The 17,155-nt window shown below is 72.6% G+C and carries 14 protein-coding genes; 6 read left to right on the top strand and 8 right to left on the bottom strand.

All coding sequences use genetic code 11. The features are described from left to right. Positions 1-498 (top strand): flavin reductase family protein, encoded by a 498-nt coding sequence (locus tag ABZT14_RS05020; RefSeq protein ID WP_356298513.1) that lies wholly within the window; start codon positions 1-3, stop codon positions 496-498. Positions 499-529: 31 nt separating this feature from the next. Here ABZT14_RS05020 and ABZT14_RS05025 read toward each other — a convergent pair whose 3' ends face one another. After that, complete coding sequence (locus ABZT14_RS05025) at positions 530-1,528, bottom strand: helix-turn-helix transcriptional regulator (protein ID WP_356297204.1); 999 nt, start codon at positions 1,526-1,528, stop codon at positions 530-532. A 472-nt stretch (positions 1,529-2,000) separates the two neighbouring features. Here ABZT14_RS05025 and ABZT14_RS05030 point away from each other — a divergent pair, with 472 nt between their 5' ends. Then, the gene (locus ABZT14_RS05030) at positions 2,001-2,909 is read left to right on the top strand and encodes a LysR family transcriptional regulator (RefSeq protein ID WP_356297206.1); all 909 of its coding nucleotides are present in this window, start codon (positions 2,001-2,003) and stop codon (positions 2,907-2,909) included. Here ABZT14_RS05030 and ABZT14_RS05035 read toward each other — a convergent pair. The 3 genes from ABZT14_RS05035 to ABZT14_RS05045 form a co-directional block, all read right to left on the bottom strand. Next, complete coding sequence (locus ABZT14_RS05035) at positions 2,885-3,949, bottom strand: hypothetical protein (protein ID WP_356297208.1); 1,065 nt, start codon at positions 3,947-3,949, stop codon at positions 2,885-2,887. The two genes, ABZT14_RS05030 and ABZT14_RS05035, sit on opposite strands and share 25 nt — an antisense overlap. Then, complete coding sequence (locus ABZT14_RS05040; RefSeq protein WP_356297210.1) at positions 3,946-4,989, bottom strand: aspartate-semialdehyde dehydrogenase; 1,044 nt, start codon at positions 4,987-4,989, stop codon at positions 3,946-3,948. The genes ABZT14_RS05035 and ABZT14_RS05040 overlap by 4 nt, the downstream gene beginning before the upstream one ends. Before the next feature lie 1,290 nt (positions 4,990-6,279). Then, on the bottom strand, positions 6,280-7,014 hold the full coding sequence (locus ABZT14_RS05045; RefSeq protein ID WP_356297213.1) for a sulfotransferase family protein: 735 nt from the start codon (positions 7,012-7,014) through the stop codon (positions 6,280-6,282). Positions 7,015-7,240: 226 nt separating this feature from the next. Between ABZT14_RS05045 and ABZT14_RS05050 the strand changes: the two genes are divergently transcribed. Genes ABZT14_RS05050 through ABZT14_RS05065 form a run of 4 tightly spaced genes read left to right on the top strand, consistent with a single transcriptional unit; the run spans position 7,241 to position 12,725 of the window. Further along, the gene (locus ABZT14_RS05050; protein WP_356297216.1) at positions 7,241-9,919 is read left to right on the top strand and encodes a penicillin acylase family protein; all 2,679 of its coding nucleotides are present in this window, start codon (positions 7,241-7,243) and stop codon (positions 9,917-9,919) included. Continuing rightward, positions 9,919-10,497 (top strand): adenylyl-sulfate kinase, encoded by a 579-nt coding sequence (gene cysC / locus ABZT14_RS05055; protein WP_356297219.1) that lies wholly within the window; start codon positions 9,919-9,921, stop codon positions 10,495-10,497. Before ABZT14_RS05050 ends, cysC begins: the two co-directional genes overlap by 1 nt. Beyond that, complete coding sequence (cysD, locus tag ABZT14_RS05060) at positions 10,494-11,441, top strand: sulfate adenylyltransferase subunit CysD (protein ID WP_356297222.1); 948 nt, start codon at positions 10,494-10,496, stop codon at positions 11,439-11,441. Before cysC ends, cysD begins: the two co-directional genes overlap by 4 nt. Positions 11,442-11,444: 3 nt before the next feature. Beyond that, positions 11,445-12,725, top strand: coding sequence for a GTP-binding protein (locus tag ABZT14_RS05065; RefSeq protein WP_356297225.1), 1,281 nt, complete (start codon positions 11,445-11,447; stop codon positions 12,723-12,725). Here the strand turns inward: ABZT14_RS05065 and ABZT14_RS05070 are convergent. The 4 genes from ABZT14_RS05070 to ABZT14_RS05085 form a co-directional block, all read right to left on the bottom strand. Beyond that, positions 12,697-13,473 carry an alpha/beta fold hydrolase gene (locus ABZT14_RS05070; protein WP_356297228.1) on the bottom strand — a complete coding sequence of 259 codons (777 nt, stop codon included), beginning with the start codon at positions 13,471-13,473 and terminating at the stop codon, positions 12,697-12,699. The genes ABZT14_RS05065 and ABZT14_RS05070 overlap by 29 nt on opposite strands. After that, positions 13,470-13,865: a VOC family protein gene (locus ABZT14_RS05075; protein WP_356297231.1), complete on the bottom strand. Its 396-nt coding sequence runs from the start codon at positions 13,863-13,865 to the stop codon at positions 13,470-13,472. Before ABZT14_RS05075 ends, ABZT14_RS05070 begins: the two co-directional genes overlap by 4 nt. A gap of 189 nt (positions 13,866-14,054) precedes the next feature. Then, positions 14,055-16,772, bottom strand: coding sequence for a LuxR C-terminal-related transcriptional regulator (locus ABZT14_RS05080; RefSeq protein WP_356297233.1), 2,718 nt, complete (start codon positions 16,770-16,772; stop codon positions 14,055-14,057). Beyond that, entirely contained in the window at positions 16,762-17,001 is a 240-nt protein-coding gene (locus tag ABZT14_RS05085) for an MbtH family NRPS accessory protein (RefSeq protein ID WP_356297236.1), read from the bottom strand. The genes ABZT14_RS05080 and ABZT14_RS05085 overlap by 11 nt, the downstream gene beginning before the upstream one ends. Positions 17,002-17,155 lie beyond the last annotated feature (154 nt).

Genomic DNA, 17,155 nt, shown 5'->3' on the forward strand with positions numbered 1-17,155 from the left:
ATGGACACCCGGGAGACGGTCCCGATCCCGACGGCGGAGCGCGTGGACCTGTTCCGTACCGCCTTCCGGGGCCACCCCGCCGGGGTCGCGGTGGTCACGGCGGCGGGGGAGCGCCCCACCGGATTCACGGCGACCTCCCTGATCTCGGTCTCCGCCCGTCCACCGGCCCTGGCCTTCGGCATCGACACCGGCTCGTCGAGCTGGCCGGTGTTCGCGCGGGCGGACCACGTCGGCGTCCATCTGCTGACCCGGGACCAGACCGACCTGGCGGCCCGGTTCGCCCGTAGCGGGGTGGATCGGTTCGCGGGAACGGAGTGGCGGCCGGGCCCACATCGGGTCCCCCTGCTCGCCGACCCTCCCGCCCACCTGGTGTGCCGCGTGCTGTCACGGGTGGCGGCGGGCGACCACCACCTGGTGGTGGCCGAAGTGGAGTGCGGGCAGGCCGCCGAGGACTGGAGCCCGCTGCTGTACCACCGGGGCGGGTTCGCGGAACTCTAGTGGGGCTCTGGGGGGTGCCGCCGGCGCGGACTCATGGCTCGAACGGCAGCCATCCCTGCCGGACCGCCCGTACTCCGGCCTCGAACCGGCTCCTCGCCCCCAGCTTCTCCATCAGGGTCGTGGCGATCCGCCGGGCGGTCCGGGGCGAAACCCCGAGCCGCTTGGCGATGCCCTCGTCGGTGTGCCCTTCGGCGAGCAGCTTCAACGCCGCCTGGTCCTGCCGGCTGATGTTGTCGGGGTCCTTGCGGGGGGCCTCCCCGAGCGGGGTGGCCAGCTCCCACACGTTCTCGAACAGCGAGCACAGGGCGGTCAGGGTGCCGTGGCCGCTGAGGCGTACGGCCGCGGCGCCACTGTCCTCGCTGTCGACGGGGATGATGGCGGTCGTGCGGTCGACGATGGTCATGCGGGTGGGCAGCGTGGCCACGGTGCGCACCTGGCCGCCGAGCCCCGTGATCCAGTTGGCGTGTTCGACGGTCGGCTGGCTGTTGCGCACCGAGTCCACGTACACGGTGCGCATGGCGACCCCCCGCCGCAGGACGCTCTCGTTGAGCGGGCGGGAGGCCTCCATGTTCTCCGAGGTCTGGCCGCCGTCCGGGACGAACGCCATGACCTCCTGCTGTACCTCGTCGGTGAGCCGGAGCAGGCAGGCGCGTATCTCCGCGACCCCGTTGAGGTAGTCCACCCCCGGGATGTGGGACGGGGCCGGATGCAACCGGCTGTACTCGGTGATGAGTTGGGAGGCGGCGGCCCGGGAGGCCGCGATGCGCTGGCGGTGCGCCGCGAACTCCGCCTGCTGGCGGGTGAGGAGGAGTTCGAGACCGAGTTCGGGACTGATGGCCCGCATGAGTCCGGGGCGGTCCGGGACCGCCTGCACCAGTTGCAGTTCGGACAGCCGGGCGTAGGCTTCGACGATCTCCTGTGGCGCCATGCCCAGCCGAGCCGCGAGCGCCACGGCGTCGTCCAGTGGATGCGCCAACATCGCCCGGTAGACCGTCTCCGATGATCTGTCGAGGCCCAGCGAATCCATCATGAACATCCCCCTCGTCACGCTCTTATGCGACCTGGCGATACTGCCAAAGGTCGCGGGGGTAATCGAGCCATGTGCAGCTCCTCCCGCGCGGTGGGGGGCGGCTTGCCCCGAATGGTTCCCGGCGGTCGCCGCGGCGGGTCCGGGTGGACTGAAAGGGCCATGGCCCTTTCAGTCCACGTGTTTTCCCTTTCCCCGCCGGGGCCGCTCACGGATGCTTGTCGTGCACCGTGGGGAACAGCCGGAGCAGCGGGCCGCAGGGCCTCTCCGAGCCCCACGAGCCCAGCGACCGTGTCACGAAAGGGAAGCATTGTGTCGTTCTACGCGAGCCTTGTGAGATCCGCCGCCAGGTCCGGCCTCGACCACGCCGTCGACCCGGCTCCGGCCCCGACCGTGGCCGCCGACAACGGCGACGACCTCGGCTGGCAGTGACGGCGGACCGCTCCGAACGACCGAAGCAGCCGGAAGGTCTCTCGTGGACATACGACAGCTGACCAGCTTCCACCGTGTCGCGACCCTGCTGAGCTTCACGCGGGCGGCGGCCGAGCTGAAGTACGCGCAGTCCAGCGTCACGGCCCAGATCAAGACGCTCGAAGTCTCCCTGGGGGTCGAGCTGTTCGAGCGTCTCCGTGGACGGATCCGGCTCACCCAGGCGGGAGAGCGGCTCATGCCGTACGCCGAGCAGATCCTGTCCCTGACGGACGAGGCCCGCGCGGCCACCTCGGGAACCGGCGAGCCGACCGGTGTCATCACGGTGGGCACCATGGAGAGCATCACCTCCTACCGGATGCCCCCGCTGCTGGAGTTCTTCCACCACCGCTACCCGCAGTTGCAGATTGTCCTGCGCCCCAGCGCGGGCACCGAACTCTGCCAGGCCCTGCGCCAGGGCACCGTGGACATGGGGTTCCTCATGGACGCCCGGACCGAGCGTCCCGGTGTGCACTGCGAGGTCCTGGGTGTCGAGGAACTGACCGTCGTGGCCTCCCCGGAACACCCCCTCGCGCGGACCGGCGGCATCACCACCGAGGACCTGCGACGTGTGCCGGTGCTGGCGCCCGAGGCCGGATGCGGCTACCGGGAGCTGTTCGACGCGGAACTCAACACGGGTTCCGGGGAGCCGGTGTCCTTCCTGGAGTTCGGCAACATCGAGTCGGTCAAGCGCGGTGTCGCCGTCGGCCTCGGCGTCAGCCTGCTGCCCACCATGGCCGTGACCGACGAGCTGGCCGCCGGCACGTTGACGGCGCTCGACTGGACACCGCCCTTCGAGGTCCACACCCAGCTGGCCTGGCGGCAGGGCAAGCAACTGAGCCAGGAGATGCGGCTGTTCGTGGAGCAGACCGCGCAGTTCACGGCGGAGTACTACCGGACGCTCGTCGCCGCCTGAGCCGGCGAGGGGAGGAGCGTCCGGTGCAGGCGGCGGGCCAGACGCAGCGCCGCGTCCCCGTCGGGGGCCAGGAACTGGGTGGCCCGGGCGCCCCGCAGTACGGTGACCGGCACCCCCGCGTAGACCCCTCCGGCGGCCCCGTGCGGCCGTTCGTACTCCGCCAGATCCGTACCGCGCAGCGCCACCACCGGCCGGCCGAGAGACCGGACCGCCTCGAACCCGGCGGTGTGGAAGGCCGCGAAGGCACGGTCGGCGGCCGTCTCGTCGGCGTACCGCAGCCCCTGGGACGACCGTTCGCAGACCACGGCGGCGACCGGCGCCCCACCCCCAGCGACAGCAGTCCCCTCCGGTCCTTCAGCGACAGCAGTCCCTTCCGGTCCTTCAGCGACAACGGTCCCCTCCGGTGCGAGCGGCCGTGACTCCCGGCGGAAGACGAGGCGCACCCGGTGTCCACGGGCCATCCGCACCGCCCGGGGGTCGAGCACCCGTGCTCCGTGCCGGCCCAGCAACGCGGCGGTCTCCCAGGAGACTTCGGGCAGCGGGCGCGCGCCGGGAACCGTACGGGGGTCGGCGGTGAACACCCCGCCCAGCTCGGAGTGGAACTCACACCAGCCGGTGCCCAGGGCGGCGGCGAGGGCCACCGCCGTCAGGTCCGCCCCGTGTTCACCGAGCCACGCCGTCCGGCCGCCGGCTCCCACCGCCTCACCGCCCGGTACCACCACCACCTCGTGCCGCAGGAGCGCCCGACGCAGCGGCACCGGGTCCGTTCGCACCAGCCGGTCCCGTGGACCGACCGGCTCCGCGACCAGTCCGAGCCCGCTCCCGTCGCGCGCGGTCACGTCCCGACCGGTCGCGCGCAGGGTGTCGCGGAGTGCCCTGGCGACAGCGGCGCCACCGCCGCGCCGGTCGGGATGTCCGACGACCACCACGAGGCGCTGTCCCAGGTCCAGGCGCTGGCCCAGACCACGGGCGACGTTCTCGTAGGTGCCCGGCGAACGCAGTGACCCACGAGCGAACTTGAGGACCGCGACTCCTCTCACATCGTGCCCCGGTCACGCAGTTCCTCGGCGATCCGCACGGCGTTGAGAGCGGCCCCGGCGCGCAGGTTGTCGGCGACGATCCACAGCCAGAACCCGCGCGGGTTGAACGCCGAGACCCGTACCCGGCCCACGTGGATCCGGTCGGAGTCCGCGCAGGTCGCCGGGGTGGGGTAGGCGTGGTCGCCGGGCTCCTCGTACAGGGTGATGCCCGGCAGCGAGTTCAGGTGGGCGATGATCGCGTCCCGTCGCACCGGCTGCCGGCACTCCACCCACACCGACTCGGCGCAGCCGTTGAGCGTCGGCACCCGTACGCACGTGGCGTTCAGGTCCAGGTCCGACAGCCCGAGGAGACTGCGGACCTCCGGGGCGAGGAGTTCCTCGTCCAGGAGGCCGCCGCTGCCCGCGAGGGAGGCGGTCTGCGGGACCACGTTGAAGGTGAGGGGCGGGTTGAACCGTTCCGAGAGCGGCGCGGCGTGCGGATCCTGGAGGACGAGCCGGGTGCCTTCCTGCAACTCCTCGACTCCGGCATGTCCCAGACCGGACGCTGCCTGGTAGGTGCTCACCACCACCTGGCGCAGCCCCCAGTGCTCGTCGAGCCCGTGCAGCACGCGGGCCAGGGGGAGGGAGACCGACGTGGGGCAGGACAGGACGCCGCCCGGGGGGCGGCGGTCCAGGACGTCGCCGTTGATCTCCGGTACGACCAGGGGGGTACCGGGGTCGGCCGAGAAGGCCCCCGTCATGTCGACGACCGTCGCGCCCTGTCCGACGGCGACGGGCACCCACTTCCAGCTGATGTCCGCACCGGCACAGAAGAAGGCCAGGTCGGTGGTGTCGAAGCTGAAGTCCTCCAACGCGTGCACCGGCCAGGTGTTCGCGCCCACCCGCAGCGTGCGGCCCGCCGAGCAGGCGGACGCCACCAGTTGCAGTTCCTGGTGGTCGAGGCCGCGCTCGGCGATCAGTTCGAGCAGGGTGAGGCCGACCGCGCCGGTGGCGCCGATGACGGCGACGCGCGGGGAGCCCGGGTGGTTCACAGGGGGCATGTGACTTCTCCGATAGAGGCGGAACGGTGCGGGACAGAAGACGGGTCCCGCTGTGCCGCGGGCGGCCGACGGCGAGTCCGCGGGCCGCACAGGAAGTCGCTGAACTCGTTCAGATCAGCGGCACACACGAAGACGGCGTCATGGCCGTCCCCGGTGAGTTCTTCGACGAGTTCCGCTCTCGCGCCGGGGTCCTCCCCGACGCCGAGCCGGCCGTCGAAGACTACGTGGAACGAGGCGTGGGCCGCACACTTTCGCACCATTCGCACGCGGCGCGTGACTTCGCGGGTGCGACGCACGTCCGGCCGCCTGGTCACCGGGACCTCGGCGGCTCCCGTGGGGCCCGTGCCGACCTCCCGGTCGGAGGGCCAGGCCCCGGGGTTGAGGGGTTCGGGTCCGTGACCCTGAGGGGGCCGCCACGAGCGGACCGGGGGCTCCGTCCGAGGGGCGACGGGACTCCCCGACGCCTCCCGGAGGGAGGACCGCGTGGGTCCGCGGTGGGACTTCAGCATGGGCACCTCGTTGTCCCGGTGATCGCGCGTGGCCTGGCTCTCATCGTCAGGGCGGGCGGGGGCCGGCGGCAACGTGTTCACGGACTGCGTGCCCGATGACACGGATCGAATCCTTCGATGCGGTGGGCGCCCGGGTGGGTTCGCCGGGGGGCGGGTACGCGGACGGTGTCCGCGAGGCGCCGGGGAGCCGGAGAAGCGGGGTGGGCGAGGTCGTTCGGGAGGCCGTTGACCGGGGGTGGGCCGTGCCGGGGCCACGACCCCGACCTCTCGCCCGCGCGGCGGGCGGGCGGTGGGGATCGTCGACGACGAGGGGCACCCGTCCTGGCGGTGTTCCGGTCCGGGGCGGCAGCGGCCGATCGACCGCGTCGATGACCCGTTCGGGCAGGCCGGGCAGGTCGGGCGGTGCGGCACCGGGCGTCCACCCCCGGGGCGGCCAGCGGCGGTTGGGGCCGGTGCCGCCCGGTGGCACGTGCCCCGGCGGGCAGGTGACCCGGCGGCCCCTCGGAGCGGCGGGGGAGGTCCTGGTCAACGGCGGGACGCCGCTCGCCCCTCGATCCGTGCGGGACCCGGGACCCGGGACCGACCGTCCCCGGGGCGCACGCCACGGAGGCGGGGCGACGAGGTGCTGGACCAGGTCGCCCCGTGGACGGCGGCCGTTCCCCCTCAGCCGACGGCCGTCGCGGACGTCACCCGGGGACCGGGAACGGGCGGGCGGCCAGCGCGCCGAGCGGGCGCCGCTCGGTGGCGCGAAGTCCGGTTCCGACGGCGTTCACCGGACCGGTCAGGACGTGACCGTCGTCGGTTCCTCCACGGTCAGCCGCAGGTCACGCAGCGCCTCGTAGAACGGGCGGTGGTGGGCGCTGAACTCCGCGAGGCTCGCGTTGTTGTCCACCGTGTGCTGGTAGGTGGCCCGGTTCCTGGAGAAGCCGGTGCTGTTGCTGACGGCGACGTGCCAGCGGTCGGTACGTTGCCACTCCTCGCGACGGGCCGCGTCCCAGGAGAGGGCTTCCGGGCGGAACGGGATGCCGACCGCCGTGCAGTAGGCCGCCATCGTGGCGGCGGGCCGTTCGACGAGGTCGTCCGAGTCGATGACGACCGGGGCGTGGCCGCCCGCCGCGAGCACCGCCTGGTACAGCTCGTACATGCCCTCCAGACCGATGTCGGAGACGGTCATGTCCGGCTGGAGCGCGTAGTAGGAGGCCGCGATCTCCTCCGGCCGGCGGATCAGGAAGGTGTGCCGGGCCTCGGCCAGGAACGTACGGTCGGCGAGCACCTCGGGGTACTGGTGGTCCGTCGTGTCCTTGAAGAAGACCGTCCGCCGCCCTGCCAGTTCCCGCATCGAGTCGAGGAGTTCGCGTTCGCCGTGGACGGTCCGCCCGTCCACGTCGGTCTCGCCGAAGTCGGCCAGGTTGCAGAACGGCTCGTGCAGGACGGCGAGTTCGCCGTGCTGGACCATCGACCGGAAGAACGCGGTCGAACGTGAACGGGGAGCTGCCCAGAGCGCAATGACCTTCATGTTCCGCCTGTCTGTGAGCTGTGGTCGGGGCGCCGGCGAACCGGGGAGCCCCGCGTGAACCGTCCGGTGCCATCGAGCCGCTGTCCATCGGCCACCACGGCAGGCGGCGCGCCGAGTCTGCCAGCCCCGGTGGCGCGCGCGGAGTCGGGAGATCCCCTGGCTTACGTCTCCCCGGTACTGCTGTCACCTTCGGTTTCGTGAAGACCGCCGAGCAGGGGAAGCCGAGATGAGCGAAGTGTTGGAACCGCTGACCGTGCCGCACACGCCGGATACAGCGGACGCTCCGCACAAGGGAGGCGCCGGCACCCCACCCCAGGCCCCCGAGCGCCACCCGTCGCGGTGGCGCCGACGCTTGTGGCTGACCGCCTGGTTCGCCGTCTTCCTGCTGATCGTCACGGTGTGCGCCGGGGGCCTCGGCGCGACGTGGATGGTGCGCAGCTCGTTCCCGACCGTCTCCGGCAAGCTGACCGTCCCCGGTCTACAGGGTGACGTGACGGTGCGGCGCGACGGCGCGGGCATCCCGCAGATCTACGCGGACACCCCGCACGACCTCTTCCTCGCCCAGGGCTACGTACAGGCGCAGGACCGGTTCTGGGAGATGGACGTCCGCCGCCACATCACCTCGGGGTCCCTCGCCGAACTCTTCGGTGAGGGGCAGGTGGAGACCGACTCGCTGATCCGCACCATGGGGTGGCGGCGGGTCGCGCAGAAGGAGGTCTCCCTGCTGTCCACCGGGTCCCGGAACAACCTGACCGCCTTCTCGGCCGGCGTCAACGCCTATCTGAAGGACCATCAGGGCGCCGACCTGAGCGCCGAGTACCCGATCCTCGCCCTGGGCGGACTCGACTACACCCCCGCCTCGTGGAGTCCCGTCGACTCCGTCGCCTGGTTCAAGGCCCTGGCGTGGAACCTCAACGGCACGCTCTCCGACCAGATCCGGCACGCCCTGCTCGCCACCACCCTCACCGACAAGCAGGTCGACACCCTCTTCCCCGAGTACGACCACGAGCGCTGGCAGTCGATCGTCGAGGACGGCGCCAGCAGTCAGGGCACCGTTCCGGGCAAGGCCCGTGGCAGCCGCCCCGCCGACACGCGGACGCGGACCGCCGCGTCCCCGACACGTCCGCTGAAGGACACCTCCGACGCGCTGGACCAGCTCGACGGGGTGCTCGGCCCGCGCGGCACGGGCATCGGCTCGAACTCCTGGGTGGTGGCGGGCAGTCGCACCACCTCGGGCAAGCCCCTGCTCGCCAACGACCCGCACCTGGCCCCGTCCATGCCCGGCACCTGGTACCAGATCGGGCTGCACTGTACGAGGACCGGCCCGGACTGCCCGTACGACGTCTCGGGTTTCGGGTTCTCCGGTATGCCGGGCGTGATCATCGGGCACAACGCGCGGATCGGCTGGGGCGTCACCAACCTGGCGCCGGCCGACATGGACCTGTACGTCGAGAAGGTCTCGGGTTCGCGCTACGAGTTCCGGGACGAGAAGCTGCCCCTGCGGGTCCGCAAGGAAGTGCTGAAGGTCGCGAACGGCAAGGACCGCACGATCACGATCCGCTCCACCCGGCACGGACCGATCATCTCGGACAGCTTCCCCAAGGCCGAGTCGGTGGCCACCAAGGGCCGGATGCCCGGGGTACCCCGCGACGGCAGCACCTACGCCGTCGCCATGCGCTGGAGCGCCCTGGACCCGGGCCGGACCATGGACGCGGTCTTCGCGCTCAACAAGGCCGCCGGCTGGAAGGACTTCCGGTCCGCCGCCGCGCTGTTCTCCTCACCCGCCCAGAACCTGACCTACGCCGACCGGCGCGGCCACATCGGCTACCAGGCACCCGGCCGGATACCCGTCCGCGCACGGGGCGAAGGACGCTACCCGGTGCCCGGCTGGACCGGTGAGCACGAGTGGAAGGGCTACATCCCCTTCGACAAGCTGCCGCGCTCGTACGATCCGAAGTCGGGCTACATCGTCACGGCCAACAACGCCGTCGTGGACGACGACTACCCCCACCTGATCACCAGGAACTGGGGCGACGGCTACCGCAGCCAGCGCATCACCGACCTGATCGAGCGGGCCGGGAAGCTGGACACCGCCGACATGCGGCGCATCCAGCTCGACGCCCACAACGCCAACGCCGAGACGCTCGTCCCCCACCTGCTGCGCGCCAAGCCCGCCGGGAAGAAGGCCCGACAGGCCCAACGGCTCCTGCGCGACTGGGACTTCCAGCAGGGCGCGGACTCGGCGTCGGCCGCCTACTTCAACGCCGTCTGGAGCCATCTCCTCAAGCTCACCTTCCGCGACGACCTGGCCGGCAACCCGGCCAAGCTGCAGGTCGACGGCGGCGGCCAGTGGTACGAGATCGTCCGCAAGCTGCTGGACCGCCCGGACGACGCCTGGTGGCGCAACTCCGACGACCCCCGCAAGCTGCGCGACCGCGACGACGTCCTGCGCGCCGCCATGCAGGACGCGGCCCGGGAACTCACCCACAAGCTGGGCGACGACCCCGAGAAGTGGCGCTGGGGCGCCCTGCACCAACTCGTCCTGCGCAACGACACCCTGGGTACCGGAGGGCCCGCCCCCGTCCAGTGGCTGCTCAACCACGAGCCGATCGAGGTGGGCGGGGGATCGTCCACCGTCAACGCCACCGGCTGGGACGCCTCCAAGGGCTACGAGGTGAACTGGGTGCCCTCCATGCGCATGGTCGTCGACTTCGCCGACTTCGACGACTCCCGGTGGATCAACCTGACCGGCGCGTCGGGCCACGCCTTCAACGACCACTACGACGACCAGACCGAACTGTGGCGCAAGGGCGAGTTCCTGCCCTGGCCGTCCGGGCGCACCGCCGTGCGGGACGCCGCACACGACACCCTGGCCCTCGTCCCCGACGGAACGGCAACCTCCTGATGAGCTCCCCTTCCGTGGCGGCACCGCCACACCACTGCACCTGCTGGCCCGGCGCGACCATCTGGCTCACCGGCTTGCCCAGCTCCGGCAAGACCACCATCGCCGAGGCCGTCGCGCGGCGACTGCGCGAGGAGCACCGGCGCGTGGAGGTCCTCGACGGCGACCGGGTACGCAGGGCGCTCTCCCCCGACCTCGGCTTCAGCCGCGAGGACCGCAACACCAACATCCAGCGCGTGGGCCTGATCGCCGAGGTCCTCGCCCGCAACGGCGTCACCGTCCTGGTCCCCGTCATCGCGCCCTACGCCGAGGCGCGGACCGGCGTGCGCGAACGGCACGCGCGGTCGTCCACCCCCTACCTGGAGGTGCACGTCGCGACACCGGTGGAGGTCTGCTCCGCACGCGACGTGAAGGGCCTGTACGCCCGGCAGGCGGCGGGTGAGATCTCGGGTCTGACCGGGGTCGACGACCCGTACGAGGAGCCCCTGGCCCCCGATCTGCGGATCGAATCGCAGCACCAGAGCGTGGCGGAGTCGACCGAGGCCCTGTACGCGCTGCTCACCGAGAGGAACCTGGCATGACGAGCGTGGCGGTGACGACTCCCGTGACACGGGGGGCTCCTGGGCGCGGTGACGCGCTGAGCCACCTGGACACCCTGGAGTCCGAGGCGGTGCACATCTTCCGTGAGGTGGCGGGCGAGTTCGAGCGGCCGGTGATCCTGTTCTCCGGCGGCAAGGACTCGATCGTCATGCTGCACCTGGCACGGAAGGCGTTCGCCCCCGCGGTGGTCCCCTTCTCCCTGCTGCACGTCGACACCGGGCACAACTTCCCGGAGGTCCTGGCGTACCGGGACCGTACGGTGGCCTCGCACGGGCTCACGCTCCACGTGGCCTCGGTACAGGACTACATAGACCGGGGCGTGCTGCGCGAACGCCCGGACGGGACGCGTAACCCGCTCCAGACCGTCCCGCTGAACGAGAGGATCCAGAGCGAGAGGTTCGACGCCGTCTTCGGCGGTGGACGGCGGGACGAGGAGAAGGCCCGCGCCAAGGAACGGATCTTCAGCGTCCGCGACGAGTTCTCGCAGTGGGACCCGCGACGTCAGCGCCCCGAACTGTGGCAGCTCTACAACGGCCGCCACGCGCCCGGCGAGCACGTCCGCGTCTTCCCGCTGTCCAACTGGACCGAGCTGGACGTCTGGCAGTACATCGCCCGCGAGGGCGTCGAGCTGCCGGAGATCTACTACGCGCACCGGCGCCCCGTCTTCAACCGGGGCGGGATGTGGCTGACCGCCGGCGACTGGGGCGGGCCCGGGGAGGGGGAGACGGTCGAGGACCGCCTCGTCCGCTACCGCACCGTCGGCGACATGTCCTGCACCGGAGCCGTCGACTCCGACGCGACGGACGTCCACCAGGTCATCACCGAGATCGCCGCCTCCCGGCTCACCGAACGGGGCGCCACCCGCGCCGACGACAAGCTGTCCGAGTCCGCGATGGAAGACCGCAAGCGGGAAGGGTACTTCTAAGAGATGTCTGCTCCCACTGTCACCGAGACCACCGTCGAGGCCGGCACACTCCGCCTGGCCACGGCCGGTTCGGTGGACGACGGCAAGTCCACCCTGGTCGGCCGGCTCCTGCACGACTCCAAGTCGGTCCTCAGCGACCAGCTGGAGTCGATCTCCGTCACCGGCACCCCGGATCTGGCGCTCCTCACGGACGGCCTGCGCGCCGAACGCGAACAGGGCATCACCATCGACGTCGCCTACCGCTACTTCGCCACCCCCCGGCGCCGTTTCATCCTCGCGGACACCCCGGGCCACGTGCAGTACACCCGGAACATGGTCACCGGCGCCTCCACCGCCGAACTCACGATCATCCTGGTCGACGCGCGCCACGGCGTCGTGGAGCAGACCCGTCGGCACCTGGCCATCGCGGCGCTCCTCCGGGTCCCGCACGTCGTCCTGGCGGTCAACAAGATGGACCTGGTCGGTTACGAGGAGTCCGCCTTCGCCGCGATCGCGGCCGAGTTCGCCTCGTACGCGGGGGAGTTGGGCATCCGCGAGGTGACCGCGATCCCGATCTCCGCGCTCACCGGGGACAACGTCGTCGACGCTTCCGCGCACATGGACTGGTACGCCGGACCGACGGTCCTGGAACACCTGGAGACCGTGCCGGGCGCCGGGGAGTCGCCGGACGCACCCGCCCGCCTGCCCGTCCAGTACGTCATCCGCCCGCAGACCGCCCAACACCCCGACTACCGTGGCTACGCCGGCCAGATCACCTCCGGCACCCTGCGGGTAGGAGCCCCCGTGACCGTTCTCCCCTCGCGGCACGTGTCGACCATCGCCGCCATCGACACACTGGACGGGCCCGCGACACAGGCCCGGGCCCCCCAGTCGGTCACCGTCCGGCTCACCGACGAACTCGACGTGTCGCGCGGCGACCTGATCGCGCCGACCGAGGCCGCGCCGGAGACCACGCGCACGGTCGTCGCCACCGTCTGCCACGTCGCGGACCGCCCGCTGCGCCCCGGCGACCGGGTGTTGCTGCGGCACACGACACGCACCGTCCAGGCGGTCGTGCGGGACATCCCCGCCAAGCTGGCACTCCAGGACCTGTCCCAGGAGCCCGCCGGAGGCGAGTTGCTCGCCAACGACATCGGCACCGTGGTGCTGCGTACCGCCGAGCCACTGGCGCTCGACGCCTACCGGGAGTCGCGTCGGACCGGGTCGTTCCTGCTGATTGACCCGGCCGACGGGGCCACTCTCACCGCGTGCATGGCTACCGGGTCACCGGACGTGCCGGAGTGAGCAGTTCCGCCACGATCACGTCGAGGAGCGCGGCCTCGGCGTCCTCCAGGTAGAAGTGCCCGCCGGGGAGGACGTGCCGGTTCCAGGCGCCCCGGGTCAGCCGTGACCAGGCGTCGAGTTCGGCCGGGCCGCAGTCGGTGTCCCGGTCGCCGCCCAGCGCGGTGACCGGGGCGCTCAGCGGCCCGGCCGACCGGGGCGGACGGTAGGTGGTGAGCAGGCGGAAGTCGGCGCGGAGCGACGGCAGGAGCAGCTCGCCCAGCTTCGGGTGGGCGTAGAGCCCGGCGGCCGAACCGCCCTGCTGGTCCACGAACGCGAGGAGCGCGCCGTCGTCCTCGGGATCGGGCAGGTAGGTGCGGTCGTGCCCCGGGACGGGGCACGCGGAGACGAACAGGTGCCGGGCGACGATCCCGTGCCGCTGTTCGAGCCGACGCGCCACCTCGTAGGCGACCAGTCCCCCCATGCTGTGGCCGAACAACGCCAGCGGCAGGGGTTCGAGTTCCAGCAACACGTCGGTCAACAGGTCCGCCATCGCGTCCATCGACTCGACGGGGTCGTCGGCGAGGCGGTCCTGGCGTCCGGGGTACTGGACCGACAACTGCTCCACGGAGTCCGGCAGGTGCCGCGACCACCCCTGGTACGAGCCCGCCGTACCCCCGGCGTGCGGCAGGCAGACCAGGCGTACGTGGGGGAGCGGCCCGTCGGCCCGGCCGACGGGCGGACGCAGCCAGCGCGCGGCGGCGTTCCTCACGGATGGCCCCCGGGGATGGCCGCCGCCTCGCGCTCGACGCAGAACTCGTTGCCCGCGGGGTCGGCGAGCACGATCCAGCCGCCGCCGTCGGGACGGATGTGGTCACCGAGGTGCCGCGCCCCCAGGTCGAGCGCCCGCTCGACCTCCTCCGCCCGGGTACGTCCCTCGGCCGGGCCGAGGTCGAGGTGCAGTCGGTTCTTGATCGCCTTGGCCTCGGGCACCTGGACGAACAGCAGCACCGGACCGCCGTCCGGGTCGATGACCGAGGCGTGAGGGTCACCCGGCTTGTCGTCGTCGGCCAGCGGCCGGCCGAGCAGCCGGCTCCAGAACAGGGCCGTGTCGTACGGGTCCTCGACACAGTCGAAGGTGATGGTGCGAATGGTCGGGTTCATGTGTCGTCCTTCTGGTGTCAAGGCGTCGAGGCGTCGGTGTCGAGGCGTCGAGTCGTTGAGGTGCCGGGTCGTCCAGGGTGGCAACGGGCGTCAGGAGCGTGCCGGGTGACGCGGGCGCACCGCGGTCGCGTGTCCGGCGTACCCGGCGCACCAGGCCGGTGCGTGGGGACGGGAGAGCGGCACAGCTGCCTACGACACACCTGCCAGCGCCGGATCGGGCCTCGCCGCGGCCCTGCGACGGGGGCGTGCGACGACGGTGTTCCGCCCGATCAGGTTAGCGATCTCGGCGCGCGACGACACCTTCAACTTGGTGAATATCCGGCCGAGATGGGTCTCCACGGTCTTGTGGCTGACGCCCAGCAGCCGGGCGATCTGCTGGTTGGTGCGACCCCGGCTCACCAGTGTCGAGATCTCGAACTCCCGCTGGCTCAGCATGATCGCGTGTTCCCCGCCCCCGGTACGTACGGCATCCACCGCCTCCCGGGCCGCGGTGACCTCGGCGGCCAGCCGCGCGCCGTCCGTGGCGGCGGCCAGATCGAGGTGCCGGACCGCCCGGTCCCGCTCACCGAGGTGCGCCAGCGCACGGGCCGCGGCGATCCTCGCCCGCGCCTCGTCCAGCACCTGGCCGCAGGAGGCGGCGTCGACGAGTGCCCGCTCGGCCACGGCCACGGCCGTGGCCGGGTCCTCGCAGAGCAGCGCGGTCGGCAGTGCCGAGGCGACGCGCAGGCTGGCCGGTGCCGTGTCGTCGGCACTCCGTCGCGCCCACGCGGCGACCCGTCGGGCGGCGTCGGTGTGCCCGAGGGCGAGTTCCACGGCGCACACCGTGCCGGCCAGGGCGATCCGCTCCGGCAGTGGCAGGGGAGCCGTGTCCGGGGACAGCAGCCGTGCGACGGCGAGTGCCTCGTGCGCTCCCCGCGCGTCCCCGAGGGCCGACCGGGCGGCGGCCAGGGCGATGTGGGCCCGGGGCCACCAGGGGCTCTCCGCCGGGGCGACGAGGCAGGCGGCGTGGGCGACGGCGGCGGAGGTCGCCGGCTCGTGGATCTGGAGGGCCACGTCCGCGCGCAGGCACAGCGCCATGGCGCGCAGGTCCGTGCCGCGCGAGAGGTCGGCCCGGCGCACCGCCTCCTCCGCCTGCTCGGCCGCCTCGGTGAGCCGCCCCTGACGCAGGTACACCCGCCCCAGTTCGGCGGCGAGTTCGGCGGCGGCGGGCCACTGGTCGCCGCGCCGGGCGATGTCCAGACCCCGGGTCAGGTGCCGTACGGCGGGACCGTGGTGGTCCAGCAGGCTCTCCAGCCGTCCGAGACAGGCCAGGGCGGGGAGGTGGGCGGCGAGCCGCTCGTCCGGCTGTCGGTCGGCGAGGCGTGCCGAGGCGAGGGCCTCACGGAGGGCGTCCTCCGTGGCGCCGTCCGCCAACCGCCGCAGTCCGCGCAGGGCCCGCGCGTGCGCCCGTAGGCCGTCGTCGGTGCCGCCGGTGCCGGCGGTGGCGGCGCGTACGGCCTCGTCGGCCCAGGTACGGGAGGCCTCTCCCGCCTCCCTGCTGGCCGTGGCGGCCAGCAGGACCCACAACGAGGCCGCCGCCCCGGCCGGTGGCGCTGACTCGCCCACGGCGTCCAGGGCGTCCAGGGCGCCGAGCGCGAGGTCGCGGGCGAGGGTGACGTGTCCGTCGCGGGAGGCGAGCAGGGCCCGCTGTTCGGCGGCGACGGCGGCCGTCCCCGGGTCGCGGTCGCCCGTCGTCGCCAGACGGTCGTGGGCGTCGAGAGCCTCCACGGCCCGGGCCGGCCGCCCCGCGAGGACGGCCGCGCGTGCGGCTGCCACCAACAGGTCCAGGCGCCGGTGGTGCCGCGTGGGGGACGGGGGAAGCAGGTCGGCGGCCGTCCGCAGCCAGTGCGCCGCCCGTGCCGGGGAGTTGAGGTGCGTGGTCTCGGCGGCGGCCGTGAGCACCGTGGCGCTCGCCTCGTCCTCGCCGAGGGCCCCGTACGCGAGGTGCGGGGCGTACCGCTCCGGGGGGTGGCCGGCGGCCCGCAGGGCTTCGGCGGCGTGTCGGTGCGCCACCATCCGCCAGCCGATGGGCAGGTGGGCGTACACGACCTGACGTACCACCGGGTGACGGAACCGCAGCGACCCGGCGTCGCCGGTCGGCCGCAGCAGGTCGGCGGCGACGAGTTCGTCCACGGCCGCCAGCACGCTGTCGGGGTCCAGCCGCGCCACGGGCGCGAGCAGGGCGGGCCCGCTCTCCTCGCCGAGCACCGCCGCCGCGTGGGCGACGGTACGCGCGTGGGCGCCGAGCGCGTCCACCTCGGCGAGCAGGGGCGCCGACCACCGGGCGGGCAGCCGGCGCGGGGACAGTTCGTCCCCCTCGCACCGCTCGGGGCCTCCGCAGGCGGCGACCAGCACTTCGAGGTAGCGCGGGTTGCCGCCGGCCACCGGGTACAGCTCGTCCCCGTGCCGTCGGCACAGACCGGTGCCGGCGAACTCCTCGCTGGTGGTGGCGTCGAAGTCCTCCAGCGTGAGGGCGTACGACCGTTCGTCCCGCCGTGCCCCGGCCAGCGCCGCGAGCAGGGTGGGCGGACTCTGCCGGGGGCGGTGCGCCACGACCAGCAGGGGGCTTCGGCGGGCGGCCGGTGCCGCCCGCAACAGTGCGGTGAGCCGGCGCAGTTCCCCGGGGCCCAGCGCGTGGGCGTCGTCGACCAGCAGTACGTGTCCGGGGGTGTCCGTCGTCAGGTCGCCCAGTGTGGCGCCGGTCTCCGCGACCCGCCTGGCGATCTCGGTCAGCAGCCGTGTCTTGCCGCTGCCCGGGTCACCGGCCAGCTCCAGGACGGCCGGCCCGGCGGCCGGCCCGCCGAGGACGCGGTCGACGGTCGCCAGCTGCTCCCCCCGTCCGACCAGCGGGCGGTCCTCACTGCTCATGGCCGCTCCGCACCGTGGTGCCCTCGCCCTCCGCCATGGCGCGGCGCAGGCTCGCGGGTCGCATGTCCGTCCAGACCTCGTCGATGTGCGTGACGCAGGCGTCCTTGGTGCCGTTGAACCCGGTCCTGCGCCACCCCGAGGGGATCTCGCGGATCTCGGGCCAGATCGAGTACTGCTCCTCGTCGTTGATGACCACGGCGTACTGACCCTTGTCGTCGTCCTGGAACACGAACTCGCCTCCTGTGAAACCCGGGAAAGAACCGGTCCCAGGTTTTCGGGTGGGGAACGCTCCCGACAATGTCCGCCCGATGGACGGTGCCGAACGTGCCTATCGGGAGAATTGATCGACCCTCTTCGGCAGGCCGCTGGATAGGCCCCATCGA

Source organism: Streptomyces sp. NPDC005438 (assembly GCF_040606315.1).
Lineage (GTDB): Bacteria > Actinomycetota > Actinomycetes > Streptomycetales > Streptomycetaceae > Streptomyces.